This is a genomic window from Neobacillus sp. NPDC093127, from assembly GCF_044754175.1.
GTDB lineage: Bacteria > Bacillota > Bacilli > Bacillales > Cytobacillaceae > Neobacillus.
The window spans coordinates 14,639-32,375 of record NZ_JBIVOP010000027.1 but is presented as its reverse complement, the minus strand read 5'-3'; the positions used below and the strand labels follow the sequence as shown (position 1 = coordinate 32,375).

Sequence of the window (17,737 nt, the reverse complement as noted above, 5' to 3'; positions counted from 1 at the left end):
TGGTTGATTTCAATCCAGGTATTACCTATAATATATGTAATACTATTCTTGAAGTAAGAGGTGATTCTTATGGAGCTCATTAGTGGAAAAATGACTAGTAAAGGCCAGATTACTATTCCCAAGGAACTGAGAGACAAATTAAATGTAATGGAAGGCGATCAGTTGAAATTTTTAATCAGTGATGATGAAGTGAAAATTGAGCCAGTGAAAAGAAAATTACTAAGTGAAGCCGTCTGGAAATTGACTTCGCACGAACCAATTGATTTAGAGACAATGCGAAAAATTACACAAGAAAAGGCTGCAAATGAAATTCACTTTGAAGAATTTGGTGGCCAGGATGAGTAAATTATTTGTTGATACAAATGTAATGATTAGATTAATCATAAAAGACGACTTTTCTAAACTTGAAACATTAACGAAATTGATTAAAAAGGTTGAAAACGGCGAATTCACATTGGTCATACCGACCATAGTCATTGCAGAATGTTGTTGGTTATTAAAGTCGTATTATCATTTGGATAAACAACAAATTAGTGAGTACATCATAGCTATTCTAGAATCAGATCATGTTGAAGCAGAGGAAAATATTGTTACGGAAGCACTTAGGATTTTTTCAGAAAAGAATGTTGATTTTGCCGATGCCTTATTAAGTGTAAAAGTGAGGAATAGTTTTCCTTTATTGACCTGGGATCAAAAGGATTTTAAGAAACTAAACTGTGAATATTTCAAGCCTGAGGATATTGTGGAATCATAATATCCTTTTTATATGGGGAAAGGGAAGTGAACGGTATTTTGCGGAAATTTTCCAGAAATAGATGTAAATTCACAGCCAAAAATGGTATCTTTTTTTAAAAGAGCTTTAAGGGGTGCTTCAATGGAGATTAACTACCATTTGACCGAAGATGATTATTTAAACTTCAATCTATATCATGTTAAAAATTCTAAAGCCGCGATGCGGACACTGAATATTCAGCGGTTCTTAATGCCAATTTTCTTTATTGCGGCGGCCTATCTGTTTTCCACTATCGATGATGTCCCATTTTTGTGGATGTTAGTTCCTTTTATTATTGTTAGTATTCTCTGGTTTATCTTTTACCCGAAGTATTTCTACAATCATGTAGCCCGGGGGACGAGGAAGATGATTAAGGAAGGGAAAAATGAGGGATTGTTGGGCGATCACACGATGCGGCTGTCCGACGAAGGCATCGTCGATTCCAATTCTAACGGGGAAACAAAAGTAAACTGGTCCGGTATCCACGAGTTCAAGGAAAGCAGCGACACCTTCTATCTGTATAACAGTGCCATCAGCGCCTATATCCTGCCAAAGCGGGAGTTGGCGAATGTTGCCGAGGTAAGGGAGTATCTCTCGGGGAAAATAAAAGCAAATTGACACGTGCAGCGATTCGAAGCCGGCGGGTTGGTGTCAGGCACCCGGGCGGAAAAGCAAAATAACAATTACCTAAGCCAGTCCCCAAAGTACGGGGCTGGCTTTTTTTTAATCGTTGAGGGGGATTATGACAAGTATTTTCTCCGCTTACAAAATATCCCTACAAAAAAATATCCGGCACTATGGCCGGATACGCAACAAAAATATATTTTAAAGGGGTTTGCGAGAAGAAGATGCAGTGACTTCTTTCCACGCTCTTATTATAACTGGCAAAAATGAAAAAACTATGAACAAACCATGAAAAGTTTCTTATTTTTCTTTTCCCAGCTGTTTCCGGCAGCAGGCTTACTCCCTGGACTTCTCCTGCATTACTTTTATCAACGCATCCAGCTTCTCATTTCTTGCTTGATCCAATTGTGTCTTTTCATTCATGAACCTGATCGCGCGGACGGTAAAATAAATACCAAACGCAATAATGAACAAATACAGTATGATTGGAACGAGTGCAAACAACCCAAATAAACCGCCCATCTCAGTTGACATAAAAATTCCTCCCAGAATGTAAACTTATACCAATAGTATACAGAGTGCTTGATCGTAATCCAAGCTTTTTTGTCGAGAGTGGCGAGAGATACCTGCCTATAGAGCCGGAATAATCTTGAAACGGGGATTTCGGGGGGCCAATAACGGCTATTGGCGACCGGTACGCTCTTGAAATCGCGAAAACGGGCTCCAATAAGGGTTAGAAGCGACCAGAACTATCGCCCCAAAAAAGGCCGTCGGGGGTCTCCTCCGGCAGCCTTATGTATCGTATATATAATTAGCCTATTACTAGACTCTTCAAATCCGCTTTCAAATCTTCCATTAATTTTTCTACCGTTAGTTCTTGCTCATTCAAGCCCTTGTCATATGCCTTTTTCACAATTTCTGAAAACTCTATGACATTCGAGCTGCTTTCCTTTTCAGGTTTCCGTTCCAATTCCCAAGATCCTCCTTCCAGTTATATTAGTTTCATATTCTACTAGATTTGAAGTCGATTGTAAATACATTTCCAGTTGAATATTGTGGAAATTGTGTGAATTTTGTCGAACCTCTTCGCTGCGGTGTCATACCCCACACCAGAAAAACAAAACAACAATTACCTAATCCAGTCCCCAAAGTGCGGGGACTGGATTTTTTAGATGATAGTCGAGAGTAAATTCAAAAAAGCTGAGAGTAAATTCCAAAAAAGTCGCGAGTAATTTCAAGAAAGTCGAGCACCCATCGCCAGCATTCGACACCACTGCGGAAAAATTCCACATTTTTTTTATATCCATTCACTGGCTTTTTTGTTATCCTATTACATGAGTACGAAAAAAATGTAATATTTTTGGAGGTTTAATCATATGAGATCTCAACGTAAGAAAAATAGAAAATGGTTAAAGGTGACTAGTATTATTCTTCTTGTCCTGATCATCGGGGCAGGGGCATATGCCTATACAGTATATAAATCGTTTAAAAATGCAGCCAATACAATGCATCAGCAGGTTGACCGCCAATCTGACAAGCGGGATGCCCCGGTTTCTTTTAAGAATAAGGATCCATTTACCGTGTTAATGCTCGGTGTCGATGAACGACAAGGAGATAAGGGCCGCTCGGATACGATGATTGTCTTAGCCGTTAATCCGAACAACAAATCAGTGAAGATGCTAAGCATTCCGCGTGACACGCGGACCCAGATCGTCGGAAAAGGCACTGAGGATAAGATTAACCATGCCTATGCGTTTGGCGGTGTGCCAATGGCGATGGATACGGTTGAAAACTTCCTTGATATCCCGATTGACTATTATATGAAGGTGAATATGGAAGGCTTTAAGGATATCGTAGATGCTGTTGGCGGAATCAAGGTTCAGAACAATTTAGATTTTACCCAAGATAAAATCCACTTTGCCAAGGGAGATTTAAAGCTAAACGGCAAAGAGGCGTTAGCCTATACTAGAATGAGAAAACAAGACCCTAATGGTGACTTCGGCCGCCAAGGCAGACAGCGTCAAATCATTCAAGGTGTTATTAAAGAGGGCGCAAGCGTATCCAGCCTTGCGAACTACTCAAACATCTTTGCAGCGCTTGGGAAAAATGTAAAAACAAACATTGCCTTCGATGATTTAATGGACCTTCAAAAGAATTACAAAGAAGCCGGTTCGAATATTCAACAAATGGAAATTAAAGAAACAGGGAAAAAGATTAATAAAGTCTATTATGGAATCGTATCTGCTGAAGAAAAGCAACGAGTTCAAAGCGAATTGAAGACACAATTGGAATTAAAATAATATAAAAAGTGACCCCGGCTGCGAAAGCCGGGGTCATTTTTTCTAGGTTGTTTTCGTTGCTGTTAAAAATAGCTTAAATAAACGGAGAAATTCCGGCTAATTCGTAATTATGATTAAAAAAGGCTTAAATAGGCGGATAAATTCCGCCTATTGAATAAAAAAACTCGAAAAAGAGGGATTTTGCTTGGCATAATCGGAAAATCTACCCTTATTTACCTCGAAATGAGCTCCATTCTTCATTTAACCGGAAAATCTCCGCTTATTATACTTTTGCTGGTTACTCGATTAGGGACAAGACCATTCTACTTAAAGGGGAGTGTGTTTTATCTCAAGAATCCAGGATGCATTACGGTGTACTAGCCTTTTTTATTAATGATATACAGTTAGCCCTGCACCCGCGGGTAACCCGCTCCAATTAACGATTAAAAATCCCCAACCGCTTCCCCTTAGGCTTACCACCCATTTCTGCCGTCCTCAATTTCCCGCTTCTTTTTTCCTGTACCTTCTGATGGAATTGCTTCTTTTCTTCCTTTGACAGCTTCCGGAATTCTCTAATAAATTGCTTGTACTGGGGGATGACTTCTTCAACGGGGCCGTATGCCTTGACCTCGCCGGCTTCGAGCCAAAGCGCCTTTTGGCAGAATTCTTTTACCTGGCCAATCGAGTGGCTAATAAAGAAAATCGTCTTGCCTTTTTCTTTAAAGCTGTTCATCCTTTCCAAACATTTTTCTGCGAAAATCTTATCGCCGACGGAAAGGGCCTCGTCAATAATTAAAATATCGGGATCGATATTAACTGAAATGGCAAAGCCAAGTCGAGATTTCATCCCGCTGGAGTATTTTTTCACAGGCTGGTCGATAAAATCACCAATTTCGGCAAAATCAATAATTTCCGGGATTAACGCTTGAATTTCTTGCTTTTTAAAGCCGAGCATCAGGCACTTTAGCTCGATATTCTCACGGCCTGTCAGCTGGTTATTAAGCCCCGCTCCGATTGAAATCAGCGCAGCTTCTCCCTTAATCTCAATCGAACCTGAAGTTGGCGGAATAACCCCGGAGATTAAATTGGACATTGTTGATTTACCCGCGCCATTCACGCCGATAATTCCAATACTGTCACCATGCTCCGCTTCAAAACTAATATTTTGCAAAGCATAAAAATCCTTCCCGTAGCCACCCGGCAACGCCAAATCCAGTAGTTTATCGGAAGTTTTTTTATACATTTTATATTTTTTTGTGACATTTTTAAAAGAAACCGAACTACTCATATTGTCTCCTTCATGTTGGTGAATGTACTCCTATTATCTTAATAAAAATAGCTTTTCATCCCATATTACCACAAAAGGCGCCTTAATATGACGATGTTTGAAATTTGCCCCTGTTAGCCATTTTAATCATTAATTTAGGATTAAATTGGTTCCCCTTGTCCGCATCCCTCGGTATAATAACTCTAAGTTACGTTTTTCTTTCGAACACCTATGAAAGTGGGCTTATGATGACTATATTAAATCGGCGCGACACGTTCAAAGCGAAGAAAACAAAGAAGCGAATTTGGAGCTTTACCATTACGGCAATTGTCGTTGCCGCCTTCTTTTTCTTCTTTAAAGATTTCGCTGTAAAAAGCGAGACTTCAAGAATCAACCCGGCAGATACCAATTATAGCGAAAGCAATCCAACAAATAACCATACACCAGATAACAGCACAACAGATAGTCCTCCTCCTGAGCAGCATCCCGAGGAGCGTCTATCGTTAAAAAATAAAGCGGACCACTCGATCACTCTTCATCTGGCTGATAAAACGGTAATGCAGTCGTTCGCGGTTGATGACGTCCATCAGCAAATTTATGTCTCACAAGTGAAAAGCGGGCGGGCGCCCGAGGAGGCAGAGTCATTTGTGATTACGCGCTGTTCGTTGGACGGTAAGATGCTTGACAGTATGACGTTAAAGTATGGCGGCCATGGAACCAATATCGGCGTCGAGGTTGAGGGCGGCTCTGTCTACGTATGGAGTTCTTATAACAAAATAGCTGAGGACGGGACGGTCACAGGGCATGATCTTGTGCGCTTCAAATATAAGGCGGGGGCGGTGTACTATCCGGATTCACATGCTCTTAAAAATTTTTCGAAGCTGATTGATCCTTCTGCTTCGATTCAAATTGCCGCTGCGGTTGACCCGATTAACAAGACACTTGCTGTCAGACAAAGATCTGGGACGACGACGAGTGTTGATGTTTACAGCTTGACAGATGTTCTGGGCGGCGGCGATACAAAGCTGTCCACCATCAGCGTCCCAAAGAATTTATATTATTTACAAGGATTTTCTCTCGATGGCGATTATCTATACTGGCGAACAGGAGATACGGATGAAACAAGGTTTAAAGATTTTGTCACCGTCTTTAATGTGGTGACTGGGGAAATGGTTTATCAAAAACATATGACCGCCGGCATCGATGGGTTGGTGAACGAGTCAAATTTCCGTGAACCGGAAGGGATCTTCCTCTACACAAATCCGGATACAGGAGAAAAATCACTGTTTACCGGGGTGGTAACGGGGTGGAATGGCGAGCGGTTTAATCGGATCGATTCGTTTTCTATTGGAGAATGAAATAGTAAAACACGCCTTTCACTCGGAAGGCGTGTTTTACATTAAATGGGTGCAGCCCATACTTTTTAGTTCTTGATCAAACTTGTCTTTCGCTGTCGTTCGTAAGTAGTGACCGAGAATGTTTGCTAATGGAGCGCTTAGTTCCACGATTTCCAATTCTTCATAATGGACAAATGCGTCCAGCTTTCCCTCTGTGACCCATACTCCTTTTCCATTCTCTTTGATGACGTCATATTCCTTTCCGATCATCTCAGGAGGCAATCGATCTCCGTTTATATCAGTAATTGATTGAACAATCTTTATTCTCATATGACTCCTCCCTTATAAGTGGTGACATGAAAATCTGATATAAATACAAAAAAAAGTTCAGGTTAAATTGAGGTATTCCATTAAACTTTAGCACGGAATACCGCCGTTTTCAAAAAAAGAATAACGCTAAATGCCGACAAAAGCTGGCTTCTACCAACACGGATTTGTCGGATAAGAAAACATATTATCTACTATACCCACTTTTCCGTCTACCTAAAAAAAGAAAAAACTTTAGAGGTGCAAACAGAGAACGTCATGAAAAGGATCGATATAAATAGTGAAATTTTCTATCAGTTTATATGATTCATATACTGGTTTTAGGGTAAATAAAGGATAGAAAATTAGTGCTTTTACCAATGAAAAGGGGGAGTTACCTTGGAGATGTTAGATTTCGGTGTTTGGTTCCATTATTTCTTGTTGATTATTAGCGGTTGTTTAGTTTTATTCCTTTTTTTGCTGTTATATACCAATAAATATACAAGTAAAAAAATGAATGAAATGAAACAGCAGGATGAAGGCTTTGGATCTTACACGGAATTTGACTAACGATGGCAAGAGTTGAGGATTGGAGCTGTTTGCATGGGTGCCATTTCCTATAAATATCAATAAAAGGCGCATGGATGCTCCATGCGCCTTTTCACTTAATGCAAAATTTCCCTATCGCCTATTTACGAGCAAACATGTCGGCTGTCTTCAAGGCTAACCGGACGGCTTTGCGATTTAATGTCCCTTTATACTTTTTCAGCGTTTTTTCTTTTTCAGCTATCTCATTTTGCAACTGCTTAATGATCGTTGTTTTCTCTGCTAATTTCTCTTTCTGCTTTGCTTCTGTTAGCGAGAAGTATCTCTCCATGCGGTCCGCGATTTCCACTGGACTGCAGGCGCTAATTGGCGACATTGGCGGAAGGTGTTCTATTGTCGCCATTTCCTCGTCTAAAGGCACCCTTGCCGGCTTCACGCCATCTTTATAAATATGATCGATGTTATTCTTATTCAAGAAGTCGATGTAGTGATCAAAGTTCTTGCCCTGGCGTTTCGTTGGTTGCTGGAAATCAACCTTTTCCACTAACTCGCTAAGTTTCGTTTTCGCGGTAATTTGATTCGCCATCACATGTGTTAATTGATGGTACTCCGCCAATTCTCTCATACGCGCATCTTTTGGAATCAAGATGCTTGGTGTCCCGGCGATAGTCGCTGTGATGTTGCCGTGCAGTCTTGCCCCGAAGCTCAAGTCTGCTTGTCTAAGGAAATCTAACCATGTCGGCACATTTAAGAAATAACGGACGCGGTCATTTAAATAGGCCGGGTCAGACATGCTAACAGGATAGTTCTTGCTTGGTTCAGTTGTTAACGCCGGCGCCCCGGCATAGGCGAGCTTCAGCTCTTTCATCCATTGCGGCAGGAAATAATGGTTCGGATACTCTTCCATCCCTCTTGTAATGAAATCTAATACCTTTTTCGGTGATAGCCGTGATGAGTTCACAGAAACGATCGAGTCCTTTGTGATCTTCGTTTCCCGGATGTTTAATTCGCGGCCAAAGGCATACATCGATGGACAGCCGATGACAGTGTGGTCAATCCCTTCCCGGAAGCCTAAGCGCGTCAGGTATTGGGAAGTAATTTCGCCTCGTAATCCGATCATGCTCGACTTCTCTAATACCGCACTGACAAACGCCTTGACATCTTTATCAAACGGGAAGCCTTCGTCTAACTTTGGTTCAAATGGGGCCCGCAACCCGACACCAATCACATAAACAGGAATTGTTAATTTTTTAATCAGGTTTGTATACTTCCGTAATGACGGGGCAAATTCTTCCCGGAACGCATCTGCGAGCGGGATGACGTAAGCATCATATTTTTCATTAATTTCATCGGCACGGCTTGGATCGTAGTCATAGTAGTCGGGCGTAATCGTCGTTTCTTCGGTCATTAACGTCCGGAACACACTGTATTGATAGACTAAATTCCCGACGTTCCCGCCGATTGAATTGTTGGCCATGATATGTGCTGCATCAAAATTATCGAGAGGCGACATCCCTGCTCTGATAATAATATTTTTCATGTTAAAAATCCTCCTGATTTCCTTTTTAATACCAATCTTCTTCATCCGTCTTTAACAAAATTTGCTCGACCACTCGTTCGCTTGATTTGCCATCAAGATCATCGAAGAAGTACTTTACAAACGGCTCAATCTTCTGCATTTCAAAATTTTCCTGTTGGATTGTTTCAATCATCTCTTCTGTCGTTCTGACAAGCGGTCCTGGAATAAACGATTGATAATCATAGTAAAAGTCCCTTTTTTGGACGTATTCTTCGACATCATAAGAGAAGAATAGCATTGGTTTGTTCAGTAAGGCATACTCAAAGCAAACAGACGAGTAATCAGTGATTAAGATATCGGTAATAAATAGCAGGTCGTTCACTTCACGATAGGATGAAAAGTCGTAAAAGAAATCACTGTATTGGTAAGGAATACTGAAATCATTCTTTACAAACGGATGGACTTTGAACAGGAACACATATTCATCCTTTAACGAATGATAGAGCTTGTCAAAATGCAAGCGATCGATTGGATAATGTGCCGATTGCTGTCCATTGCCGCGGAAGGTTGGCGCGAATGTGATCACCTTCTTATTCCTTAGAAACGGGTATTCCTCATAGAGTGATTCGCGAACCTTGTCCTGATAGTCTTGATCGAAAAAGATATCGGTTCTTGGAATTCCGGTTGCAATTACTTTCTCCTGGTCAATGCCAAAGCCCTCGGCATAGTGCTTGGCAATGTTTTTCGAGCTTACAATCGCTTTAGTATAGTTGCGGTGATTTCTCGACTTTGGCGATGGACCGCCAGGCCGTCCAAGGCGGCTGAAGCCAAATGTTTTAAAGGCGCCGACCGCATGCCAAAGCTGCACTAATTCTGCTTTTTTGCGAATTTTCAACGGATAGACCATCGGATAAAAATCATCGAGCAGAATAAATTTCGCTGTGGCCAGCTGATAAGCCAATTCCAGCAGCTCTTTGAAGGACTTCCGATCCCCAATCTCTTTTTTCAGCATAAAGTGATAGTCGAAATCGAGCTTCTGTTTCTGCATCTCATCAAAAACAAATTTGAAGTTACCGCTCATTTCTGACCGGCTATCGGATGCAAAGATCACTTTCTCCTCTTTTAGTGGAAGCAGCTTACAAAGATTGTAGGCGACTTTAAAGCCATAGGACCGCATAAAGCGATAGAGCAGGCTGTCATTTTTCGCGAGCATTAAATTATATTTAGATGGATCGATATCCTTCAGCTTGGTCGACTCGATCTTTAGTGTTTTTTCCCGTTGGTCATAGGTGGCCATTAGGTTATATTTCAGCTCTTGTTTAGCAGAGAAGTATTCCATCTTAGTGGTGTAAAACTGCTGCGGCAAGAATTTAAGTACATTCCCAAGCGGATACGTTTTTCGATAGATTTTATACTCCGATACTTGCACTTCCACTTCGAGATAGGTCCGATAGGTGGATGGCGACAGCGGCTTATTATTCTCCGTCATCGTCGAAAAATCAATTTTCCCTTTGAAGCCGGCCCATGTATAACGGCTTTCAATCGTACCCTCTAATGCAAGCTCCTCAATTGAAATATCGGTTAACGGAACGGTTGTTTCTTCGCCGTTTTCAGCTCTTAGGACCAATTGCTTTTTCACTAGGTCCTCATCACCCATCGAGATATCTTCAAGGTAGAAATAGCCTTCGATTTCCATGATTGGACCGTTCCACATTAATTTCGTAATTTGTCTCCGCGGGATAAGTTCCTTCCGATCGGTTCCGCCTTGCGCTAAACCTGGTAATGCTTCTTCAAGCTGTTTGCCTTTGATGACAATATAATCCTCTTCCGCAGCGGAGAATGGGGCTTCGGCTTTTGTTTGTTCTGGCGCCTGAGTCTTTCCACGCCTTTTCAATAATCTCCTAAAAATCAACTTTCGTGACACCCCTTACACTTCATTTTTAAAAAATAGTTTCGATGATTATGGTTAATACGGGCACCACAAAACACCCTTAAACTTTAGTTGATATGATTGTTTCGATGATCTTCCGGCTTACCTGGCCATCATAAACATCAAAAAAACGCTTTCGAAACGCATGAACTTGTGGAAGATTGAATTCTTCCTCTTTAATCCAAAAAGCCAGATCCTTCGGTTTCGTGAAAATAGGACCTGGGACAAACGATTCGTATGGATAATAAAAGTCTCTTTCCGATACATAGGCCTCTAAATCATTGGCGTAAAAGGCAATTGGGCGGCCCAGTAAACAATAATCAAAAATAATTGCTGAATAGTCGGTAATCAGGACATCGGCAAGTGTTAAGATTTCTTCGGTATTAAACTCATCATCTATTTGGTAAACAAAGTCCGTTAGGCCTTTGTCAATGTTCAGCTCTGATTTAATATAGGGATGAAGCTTCACCACTAGGGCATAACCGTTACCAAGCACGGTTTTCAACACAGCAAAATCCAGGTAACTTTGAGAGACTGATTGCTGATGGCTTTTTCCTCTGAAGGTTGGCGCATAAAGAATCAGCTTTTTTCCGTTAAGTTCCGGATATAACTGTAATAATCTCTTTCTTACCGCAATATGCTCTTCTCGCTGAAAGAAATAATCGGATCGCGGTAATCCTAATGGCAGTATTTGTGCTGCCGGCATATGAAAGGCTTCGGCATAGAATGGAATGACTTCCGCTGCACTTACGATCACGTTTGAATAATTCGAATGAACCTTGACATGTTTTAAATAGTGGCTGCTTGGGCCAAAACTTTTTCCAACCGTACTGTAGCCAAATTTCTTAAACGCACCGGCAGCATGCCACACTTGGATGATGCTCGTCCGTTTTCGCGGCTTAATGAAATAGACGGGAAAATAGTAGTCATCAATAAAGAAATAGCGCGATGTTGCCAAGTGATAGGTTGAGATGAGCATGTGCAGGATGTATGAACATTTCCCCGACCTGCTCGAATCGAATTTCTTAAACAAGTCCACGACTAAAAACTCTGGGTATTGCTGGTTTACTTCCTTTTGCAAATAGAGCAAATTACCCTGAATATCATCCGAACGATAGGAGGCAAAGGTAACCTTTTGTTGATTCACAGGAAAAATCAAACAATAGAACTGGTAGACGATGCTTACTAACGCTTTCGTAAGGATTGTCGGTATCAACTTTAGTCGCTTCATACACTAAACAGACCCTTCCTAAAGGGGGTTAGATATTCCATTCCATCACCGTTTTACCCCATGATGTCGTTAAGTCTTTTTCAAAGGCATCGATAATGTCTTGAATTGATTTCACTTCCTGGACATAACCAATCAATGTTTCTAGATAATCGACTACCTCCTGGTTGCGAGTAAGGAAATCAACGGTGTTTTTAAAATCGTTATAGCCGCTTCTCGAACTGCCAATCAAGGTAATTCCCTTTTCCAAAATCATTCTTGTGTTGATTTCGACCGGATATTCCGATACACCTAGAATCGAAATCGTCCCCTCCGGAGTGATATGGTCAATCATCTGGTTAATCGCATATTGGCTTCCGATGCCGCCGACACATTCAAAGGCATGATCAAACTGCAGATCTGCTGGAAGTTGATTAATATGATAGACTTCATCTGCGAAAGAAAAATTGTCTAGTTTAAAGGGCGTTTTCCCTGCGACGATGACTTTACTCTCTTTATATTTCTTTTTTAATAATAGCGCGGTAATATAGCCTAAGTTCCCGTCTCCCCAAACACCAAAGGTTTGGCGGCGGCTGTGGGCTTTCGCCTCAAATCTTGCGATGGAATGCATCGCAATCGTGATCAGCTCTGTGAAGGCAGCAACGTGAACATTAATATCTTCCGGCAAAACTATAAATCTATCTCTCTCTAAAAAAATATAATCCTGCATAAAGCCATCAAAACCACTGGAACGAAACTTGCTCGAGCGAAGGTAGTTTTCGGCAATGATTTCATCTTGTTCAACCGGTGTGTTCGGGATCATCACGACCCTTGTCCCTGGTTTGTATTCTTCTTTTGGATCGTAAACAATCTCACCGATTCCTTCATGGATTAAAGCCATTGGCAGCTTCTTCGCCATCGCTTCTTCACCGCGCGTCCCGGTATAATAGCGTTGGTCGGCGGCACAAATCGATAAGTGGGTAGGGCGGACCACGATATAATCTGAATGAATCGAACTATCCTTATAGGTAATCTCAAACTGACGGGCGGATACCAATCGATAAACTTGATTAATCATTCGCGATCTTCTCCGATAAAATAGCATTCGCTACCTTTAAATCATATGGAGTCGTAATTTTTATATTAAAGACCTCGCCTTTGACGATCTTGACCGGCTCGCCATATAAGGAACAAATCTTACACGCATCGGTGAGAATTTCTTTTTGTTCAGTCGTCAGCTGCTGATAGTAATTCACAAGCGTTTGAATATGGAAGCTTTGCGGCGTTTGCCCTTGATACATCAGATTTCGCTTTGGAATATTTGAGATCGTATCGCCGTCTTCTGACTCAATGATCGTATCGATGGCTTCAATGACGGTATCAACTGCTTTATATTTCTTGACCTGTTCGATGTTTTCTTCAATAATCCGATGGGTTAAAAACGGGCGGACAGAATCGTGGGTGACAATATAATCATCTTCAAATAAGCCGACGGTACTCTCGATGTAACGAATCCCATTCATGATTGACTCGTTCCGATCGCGACCACCCTCGACGACAGCAACTCGATTATTTTTTCCAATAAATTTGCTGATAATATCTTGTGTGTAATGGATCCACTCTCTTGGTGTGACGACTAAGATTTTTTCAAAATCAGGATTTAAAATGAATTTTTCCAGTGTGTGAATAATAATGGGTTTATTATTTAAGGTAAGGAACTGTTTCGGCATGTTGACATTGCCCATCCGCGTTCCTTTTCCACCGGCAAGTATTTCTGCATAGATCATCTATCCGTCCCCCTTCAGGGTATTGTCTAAGTATATATAAAAGAAGTAAATTGTCTTTTTATGTCAAAATTTAGCGAATTATGTTTTTAAGGCACAATGATTATTAAACTATATTATGACGTGGTTGACTAGTACTTTTTCGCATATGGAATAAATTTGACATATTCTCCAACCGAATCCATCACAAAGAGCTTTTATAAATAATCTACAAAGCGATCTTTGAATTTCAAATGGATGATCGAACCGAACCATAACAAGACGAAGACCACTGCCCAAAAGTAGAGCGTATATTTCGCATGATCAACGAAATACCATTCGGTACCGAGTAACGCCGCGCGATAGCCCTCGATTATATAATAGAAGGGATTGGCCTTCATTAAATTCTGAACCGGCTCTGGCAGCCGCTCGGAGGTCCAGAGGATCGGTGTTAAATATAATAACACCCTGACGACCGATTGGATGACCATTTGCACATCGCGGACAATCGTTGCCAACGTTGAGGTTATTAATGAAATTGCCACCAATAACACTAAATTTGCCAGCATAATGTATGGCAATTGGAAAGAGTAAATCGACGGCGTATAGCCGTAATAAAGCAGGATGCCCATGATAATGCCCACGAGTGTTACATGATGGTAAAACTTGGAGGTAATCACATAGGTGGGAATGACACTCATTGGGAAGTTCATCTTGGAAATGATGTTAATCCGGGTATAAATCGATTTGGATCCGAGCGGCAGTGAATGGGAAATAAAGAACCAGACACTAATTCCCGACAGCATCCACGGCAGATATTCAATGCCGTCAACAGGCTTCCCGCCTCGAATCCCGAACCCAAACACAAACCAATAAATACTGATTAAGATCATTGGCGTAATAATTTCCCATAACATCCCTAAATAATGATTATTATTAGTGCTTTTTAACTCAAACATCGATAACCGGCCGATTAAATGCAGGTTGGCTAGATTTTCTTTTACCACTTGTACTAATGATTTCATACTACTGCCCTTTCCAAAAACACTCTAAAATGTATTGCTAGTTTCTACGATATAATCGACAAGCTTCTTCGCGGCATCACCGTTTGAATATTCGTTCCAGGTCTGCGAAAACGCTGCAACTTGCGCTTGTCCATCTTGATCGTCTATCGTTTCGATTAATTCGATAACGCCAGCGGTATCGAAGCAAACCGGTCCGGGAACAACCGTCTCATAATCCGCAATTACGCCTCTTTCCCGTTTGTAAAATTCCAAGTCATACGAGAAAAAGATCATCGGCTTGTTTAACAGCGCAAATTCGAACGGAATCGACGAATAATCGGTAATCAACAGATCGGCAATAATCAGCAGTTCATTCATCCGTTTATAGCTGGAAAAATCGCAGACAAAGTCGGGATAAAGTTCTTGATAATTGTGACTCGATTGAACGGCTGGATGCAGTTTGATGAATAAAAGATAGTCATCCTTTAAGGTTTGATACAGCTTGTCAATATCAAGGCTAATCTGAAAATCGCTCAATTGTGAATCACGGAACGTTGGCGCGTATAGCACTATCCGCTTTCCCTTAAGCCGCGGATAGTTTTCGGCAAACTCCTTTTTAATTGATTCATGCTTTGCTTTATCAAAAAAAAAGTCCGTTCTCGGAACGCCGGTACGCAACATGTTTTCAGCTGGGACGGCAAAGGACTCGCTAAAAATTTCCGCCATCTTTTCCGACCCGACAACAATCCTGTTAAATTGCGCATAGACCCGTTTAAATCTTTGCTTCGCCGCTTTGCTGCGATAGACGACCGAATGATCCTGCAGTCCGAAAGTTTTCAGGGCACCGGCCGCATGCCAAATTTGGATACACTCGACATTTTTTCGTAACTGAATCGCTGCTAAAAAGGCAAAGTAATTATCAATAATCAGGTGCTTCGCGGTTGCGATATGGTAAATCGACCGCAGCGTACTGAATAAATTGGCTGATTCGAATGGGATAACGGTAGTGTTTTGTAAATCCTGTTGAAATTCTTCGGAAAAGGATGACTTATGCAGGATGACTACTTGGGACGGCAGCTTCCGTCTGGCGATTTCCTGATACAAAAACGATGTGTTTTCCTCAAATGAGACCACGAAAGTAATCTTATCCTTCTGCGGACATAGTTTAAACAAGTTATACACGAGTTTAAAACAGAGTAAATACCATTTTATTAGGATTTCTTTAACCATTTGTGCCGGAAAATAATTCATTTTTTATTTTTGTTGTCGATACACCCACAGTCCTTGGCAGGTAGATGACCTCGCAAAATTCCTGTAAATAATCAAAATGCCCTTTCCAGTCATCGCCCATGACAAATACATCGATATTGTTGCTAACAACGTCTTTCACCTTTTGATCCCAGCTTTTCTCAGGGATCACTGCATCCACAAACCGAATCGCTTCGAGAATCATTTTTCTATGTTCAAAACTATAATAGGAGTTTTTATGCTTCAAGCTGTCGAACTCGTCCGTCGACAAACCGACAGTAAGATGAGAACCTAACCCTTTAGCCCTTTTCAAAAGGTTTATATGTCCAAGATGGAGTAAATCAAATGTTCCATAGGTCAGTACTTTCTTCAAACTAGATCTCCCTCTCATTAAATCTTTTAATTCGATGATTTAAATACCTACCCAATAATACTATAATCGGTCATTATTAATTAAGATATTGTAAATAGTAAGTATAATTGTGTAAATGTTTTTAGAACATTATGTCGAAATTGTAATATTTATGTTAATATTATACCAAAAATATTGATTAATAATAGAAGGTACCTTTTGGATTATTTTAATTGACTTTGCGCAAAATAATAGAAATTTTAAATTATACATGAAGTATTTAATTGCTTATCGCTAAATTTTTGCACTAGTCAGGATTAGGGGTTTAATCATACATGCTCAACTTTAAGGAAGTACTGGGTTACCGTTTCGTCGATAATACGATGGCTGAACTTGTCGAGGAAGTTCATTCGAGGATCACCCACTCGCAAAAAACTTTTATCGTAACAGCCAATCCGGAAATTATTACGTATGCACAATCAAATCCTTCCTATGACGAAATCATCAAAAATTCTGATTATATAACCCCTGATGGAATTGGGATTGTTATAGCTTCAAAAATTTTGGGCAGACCGCTCCGGGAACGGCTTGCCGGATTTGATTTAATGTTAAAATTGTTGGAATTATCCGATAAGAAACATTATCGGATTTATTTATTAGGCACCAAACCTACTATTATTGATTTAAGTGCAAGTAATATCAAAAAGGCCTTTCCTAACCTTGAAATCGTCGGCTTTCACCACGGTTACTTTCAAAGTGACGAAAAGATGATCAAAGAAATTCAACAGAAACAACCTGATCTTGTCTTTGTCGGACTCGGATTTCCAAAACAAGAGAAGTGGATTTCCGAAAACCTCCCTCACTTTGCCAAAGGGGTGTTTATCGGCGTTGGCGGCTGCCTCAATATTTGGGCCGGAGTTACCAAACGCGCCCCAAAGCTCATGGTCAATCTAAACCTCGAATGGCTCTATCGCCTGGTTAAAGAACCTTCCCGATCGAAAAGAATGTTAGCGATTCCACTCTTCCTAAAACGGGTATTTCGCCAGAGGCAATAGGAGGGTGGGTTGCGGTGACAGGCCTCGTGTCCCTCCAAGGTTGGGACGGGGTGCCTGTCCCAAAGAAAAAACCTCTTTTGGTTACCCTAAATGTTCCATTAATCTAAGTTTGGTAGCTTATACCCCTTATAGGCTACCGAACTTGGACGGTTTTCTCGGTTTCGGTAGCTTATAGCCCTTATAGGCTACCTAACTTGGACGCGTTCCTCGGGTTCGGTCGCTTATAGCCCTTATAGGCTACCGAACTTGGACGCGTTCCTCGGGTTCGGTCGCTTATAGCCCTTATAGGCTACCGAACTTGGACGCGGTCCTCGGCGGGTTCGGTCGCTTATACCCCCGCTGATTCCTGCCTCCATGATCAAGAGGGTCCGCACTTATCGGTTGGGGATCAGGTTAAGCACCCGAGCTGATAAATAGACGGACAAATTCCGCTTAATTAGTAAATATTAATAAAAAAGGCTTAAATAGACGGAGAGATTCCGCCTATTGACTCAAAAAGTGTGAAAATGGGGGTTTTTTCTTGGCATT

The 17,737-nt window shown here is 41.1% G+C and carries 19 protein-coding genes and 1 pseudogene; 8 read left to right on the top strand and 12 right to left on the bottom strand.

Annotated features, from left to right (window positions below; translation table 11 throughout):
• The first annotated feature begins 69 nt into the window (after positions 1-69).
• The 4 genes from ACIQCO_RS24945 to ACIQCO_RS24930 all read left to right on the top strand — a co-directional run bounded on the left by ACIQCO_RS24945 (position 70) and on the right by ACIQCO_RS24930 (position 1,666).
• A complete protein-coding gene (locus ACIQCO_RS24945) occupies positions 70-345 on the top strand; it encodes an AbrB/MazE/SpoVT family DNA-binding domain-containing protein (RefSeq protein ID WP_400434360.1) in 276 nt (91 codons plus the stop codon).
• Positions 338-754 carry a type II toxin-antitoxin system VapC family toxin gene (locus ACIQCO_RS24940; protein ID WP_400434357.1) on the top strand — a complete coding sequence of 139 codons (417 nt, stop codon included), beginning with the start codon at positions 338-340 and terminating at the stop codon, positions 752-754. Before ACIQCO_RS24945 ends, ACIQCO_RS24940 begins: the two co-directional genes overlap by 8 nt.
• A 120-nt stretch (positions 755-874) precedes the next feature.
• Entirely contained in the window at positions 875-1,390 is a 516-nt protein-coding gene (locus ACIQCO_RS24935; RefSeq protein ID WP_400434354.1) for a YcxB family protein, read from the top strand.
• Positions 1,391-1,393: 3 nt separating this feature from the next.
• Positions 1,394-1,666 carry a hypothetical protein gene (locus ACIQCO_RS24930; RefSeq protein WP_400434351.1) on the top strand — a complete coding sequence of 91 codons (273 nt, stop codon included), beginning with the start codon at positions 1,394-1,396 and terminating at the stop codon, positions 1,664-1,666.
• 66 nt (positions 1,667-1,732) lie between these two features.
• Here the strand turns inward: ACIQCO_RS24930 and ACIQCO_RS24925 are convergent, their stop codons facing one another.
• Together ACIQCO_RS24925 and ACIQCO_RS24920 are read right to left on the bottom strand one after the other, a co-directional pair.
• Entirely contained in the window at positions 1,733-1,930 is a 198-nt protein-coding gene (locus tag ACIQCO_RS24925; RefSeq protein WP_400434348.1) for a hypothetical protein, read from the bottom strand.
• A gap of 277 nt (positions 1,931-2,207) precedes the next feature.
• A complete protein-coding gene (locus ACIQCO_RS24920) occupies positions 2,208-2,366 on the bottom strand; it encodes a YwzD family small protein (RefSeq protein WP_400434346.1) in 159 nt (52 codons plus the stop codon).
• A gap of 406 nt (positions 2,367-2,772) precedes the next feature.
• Here ACIQCO_RS24920 and tagU point away from each other — a divergent pair, with 406 nt between their 5' ends.
• The gene (tagU, locus tag ACIQCO_RS24915) at positions 2,773-3,696 is read left to right on the top strand and encodes a polyisoprenyl-teichoic acid--peptidoglycan teichoic acid transferase TagU (protein WP_400434343.1); all 924 of its coding nucleotides are present in this window, start codon (positions 2,773-2,775) and stop codon (positions 3,694-3,696) included.
• Positions 3,697-4,174: 478 nt separating this feature from the next.
• On the opposite strand, the pseudogene tagH reads toward tagU, so the two are convergent.
• A pseudogene (gene tagH / locus ACIQCO_RS24910) lies at positions 4,175-4,963 on the bottom strand (teichoic acids export ABC transporter ATP-binding subunit TagH); the annotation flags it as partial.
• A 227-nt stretch (positions 4,964-5,190) separates the two neighbouring features.
• Here tagH and ACIQCO_RS24905 point away from each other — a divergent pair.
• Positions 5,191-6,300: a phage baseplate protein gene (locus ACIQCO_RS24905; protein ID WP_400434340.1), complete on the top strand. Its 1,110-nt coding sequence runs from the start codon at positions 5,191-5,193 to the stop codon at positions 6,298-6,300.
• Positions 6,301-6,336: 36 nt separating this feature from the next.
• On the opposite strand, the gene ACIQCO_RS24900 is transcribed toward ACIQCO_RS24905, so the two are convergent.
• Positions 6,337-6,609, bottom strand: coding sequence for a hypothetical protein (locus ACIQCO_RS24900; protein ID WP_400434337.1), 273 nt, complete (start codon positions 6,607-6,609; stop codon positions 6,337-6,339).
• A gap of 375 nt (positions 6,610-6,984) precedes the next feature.
• Between ACIQCO_RS24900 and ACIQCO_RS24895 the strand changes: the two genes are divergently transcribed.
• On the top strand, positions 6,985-7,155 hold the full coding sequence (locus tag ACIQCO_RS24895) for a hypothetical protein (RefSeq protein WP_400434334.1): 171 nt from the start codon (positions 6,985-6,987) through the stop codon (positions 7,153-7,155).
• 118 nt (positions 7,156-7,273) lie between these two features.
• On the opposite strand, the gene ACIQCO_RS24890 is transcribed toward ACIQCO_RS24895, so the two are convergent.
• The 8 genes from ACIQCO_RS24890 to tagD all read right to left on the bottom strand — a co-directional run bounded on the left by ACIQCO_RS24890 (position 7,274) and on the right by tagD (position 16,175).
• Positions 7,274-8,671, bottom strand: coding sequence for a polysaccharide pyruvyl transferase family protein (locus ACIQCO_RS24890; RefSeq protein ID WP_400434331.1), 1,398 nt, complete (start codon positions 8,669-8,671; stop codon positions 7,274-7,276).
• 25 nt (positions 8,672-8,696) lie between these two features.
• A complete protein-coding gene (locus ACIQCO_RS24885; RefSeq protein ID WP_400434328.1) occupies positions 8,697-10,544 on the bottom strand; it encodes a CDP-glycerol glycerophosphotransferase family protein in 1,848 nt (615 codons plus the stop codon).
• Between the two features lie 97 nt (positions 10,545-10,641).
• On the bottom strand, positions 10,642-11,811 hold the full coding sequence (locus ACIQCO_RS24880; protein ID WP_400434325.1) for a CDP-glycerol glycerophosphotransferase family protein: 1,170 nt from the start codon (positions 11,809-11,811) through the stop codon (positions 10,642-10,644).
• A 28-nt stretch (positions 11,812-11,839) separates the two neighbouring features.
• Positions 11,840-12,865 (bottom strand): ribitol-5-phosphate dehydrogenase, encoded by a 1,026-nt coding sequence (locus tag ACIQCO_RS24875; protein WP_400434322.1) that lies wholly within the window; start codon positions 12,863-12,865, stop codon positions 11,840-11,842.
• On the bottom strand, positions 12,858-13,574 hold the full coding sequence (locus ACIQCO_RS24870; protein ID WP_400434319.1) for an IspD/TarI family cytidylyltransferase: 717 nt from the start codon (positions 13,572-13,574) through the stop codon (positions 12,858-12,860). The genes ACIQCO_RS24875 and ACIQCO_RS24870 overlap by 8 nt, the downstream gene beginning before the upstream one ends.
• Positions 13,575-13,768: 194 nt before the next feature.
• Complete coding sequence (locus tag ACIQCO_RS24865; RefSeq protein WP_400434316.1) at positions 13,769-14,575, bottom strand: ABC transporter permease; 807 nt, start codon at positions 14,573-14,575, stop codon at positions 13,769-13,771.
• 24 nt (positions 14,576-14,599) lie between these two features.
• On the bottom strand, positions 14,600-15,805 hold the full coding sequence (locus ACIQCO_RS24860) for a CDP-glycerol glycerophosphotransferase family protein (RefSeq protein WP_400434314.1): 1,206 nt from the start codon (positions 15,803-15,805) through the stop codon (positions 14,600-14,602).
• The gene (gene tagD / locus ACIQCO_RS24855; RefSeq protein WP_400434312.1) at positions 15,777-16,175 is read right to left on the bottom strand and encodes a glycerol-3-phosphate cytidylyltransferase; all 399 of its coding nucleotides are present in this window, start codon (positions 16,173-16,175) and stop codon (positions 15,777-15,779) included. Before tagD ends, ACIQCO_RS24860 begins: the two co-directional genes overlap by 29 nt.
• A 314-nt stretch (positions 16,176-16,489) precedes the next feature.
• Here tagD and ACIQCO_RS24850 point away from each other — a divergent pair, with 314 nt between their 5' ends.
• Positions 16,490-17,209, top strand: coding sequence for a WecB/TagA/CpsF family glycosyltransferase (locus tag ACIQCO_RS24850; protein ID WP_400434309.1), 720 nt, complete (start codon positions 16,490-16,492; stop codon positions 17,207-17,209).
• Positions 17,210-17,737 lie beyond the last annotated feature (528 nt).

What these genes read in the sequence shown, in the direction of transcription:
- ACIQCO_RS24945 (WP_400434360.1), top strand. Translation starts at nt 70, where the DNA reads ATGGAGCTCATTAGTGGAAAAATGACTAGTAAAGGCCAGATTACTATT.
- ACIQCO_RS24940 (WP_400434357.1), top strand. Translation starts at nt 338, where the DNA reads ATGAGTAAATTATTTGTTGATACAAATGTAATGATTAGATTAATCATA.
- ACIQCO_RS24935 (WP_400434354.1), top strand. Translation starts at nt 875, where the DNA reads ATGGAGATTAACTACCATTTGACCGAAGATGATTATTTAAACTTCAAT.
- ACIQCO_RS24925 (WP_400434348.1), bottom strand. Translation starts at nt 1,930, where the DNA reads ATGTCAACTGAGATGGGCGGTTTATTTGGGTTGTTTGCACTCGTTCCA.
- tagU (WP_400434343.1), top strand. Translation starts at nt 2,773, where the DNA reads ATGAGATCTCAACGTAAGAAAAATAGAAAATGGTTAAAGGTGACTAGT.
- ACIQCO_RS24905 (WP_400434340.1), top strand. Translation starts at nt 5,191, where the DNA reads ATGACTATATTAAATCGGCGCGACACGTTCAAAGCGAAGAAAACAAAG.
- ACIQCO_RS24900 (WP_400434337.1), bottom strand. Translation starts at nt 6,609, where the DNA reads ATGAGAATAAAGATTGTTCAATCAATTACTGATATAAACGGAGATCGA.
- ACIQCO_RS24890 (WP_400434331.1), bottom strand. Translation starts at nt 8,671, where the DNA reads ATGAAAAATATTATTATCAGAGCAGGGATGTCGCCTCTCGATAATTTT.
- ACIQCO_RS24880 (WP_400434325.1), bottom strand. Translation starts at nt 11,811, where the DNA reads ATGAAGCGACTAAAGTTGATACCGACAATCCTTACGAAAGCGTTAGTA.
- ACIQCO_RS24875 (WP_400434322.1), bottom strand. Translation starts at nt 12,865, where the DNA reads ATGATTAATCAAGTTTATCGATTGGTATCCGCCCGTCAGTTTGAGATT.
- ACIQCO_RS24870 (WP_400434319.1), bottom strand. Translation starts at nt 13,574, where the DNA reads ATGATCTATGCAGAAATACTTGCCGGTGGAAAAGGAACGCGGATGGGC.
- ACIQCO_RS24865 (WP_400434316.1), bottom strand. Translation starts at nt 14,575, where the DNA reads ATGAAATCATTAGTACAAGTGGTAAAAGAAAATCTAGCCAACCTGCAT.
- ACIQCO_RS24860 (WP_400434314.1), bottom strand. Translation starts at nt 15,805, where the DNA reads ATGAATTATTTTCCGGCACAAATGGTTAAAGAAATCCTAATAAAATGG.
- ACIQCO_RS24850 (WP_400434309.1), top strand. Translation starts at nt 16,490, where the DNA reads ATGCTCAACTTTAAGGAAGTACTGGGTTACCGTTTCGTCGATAATACG.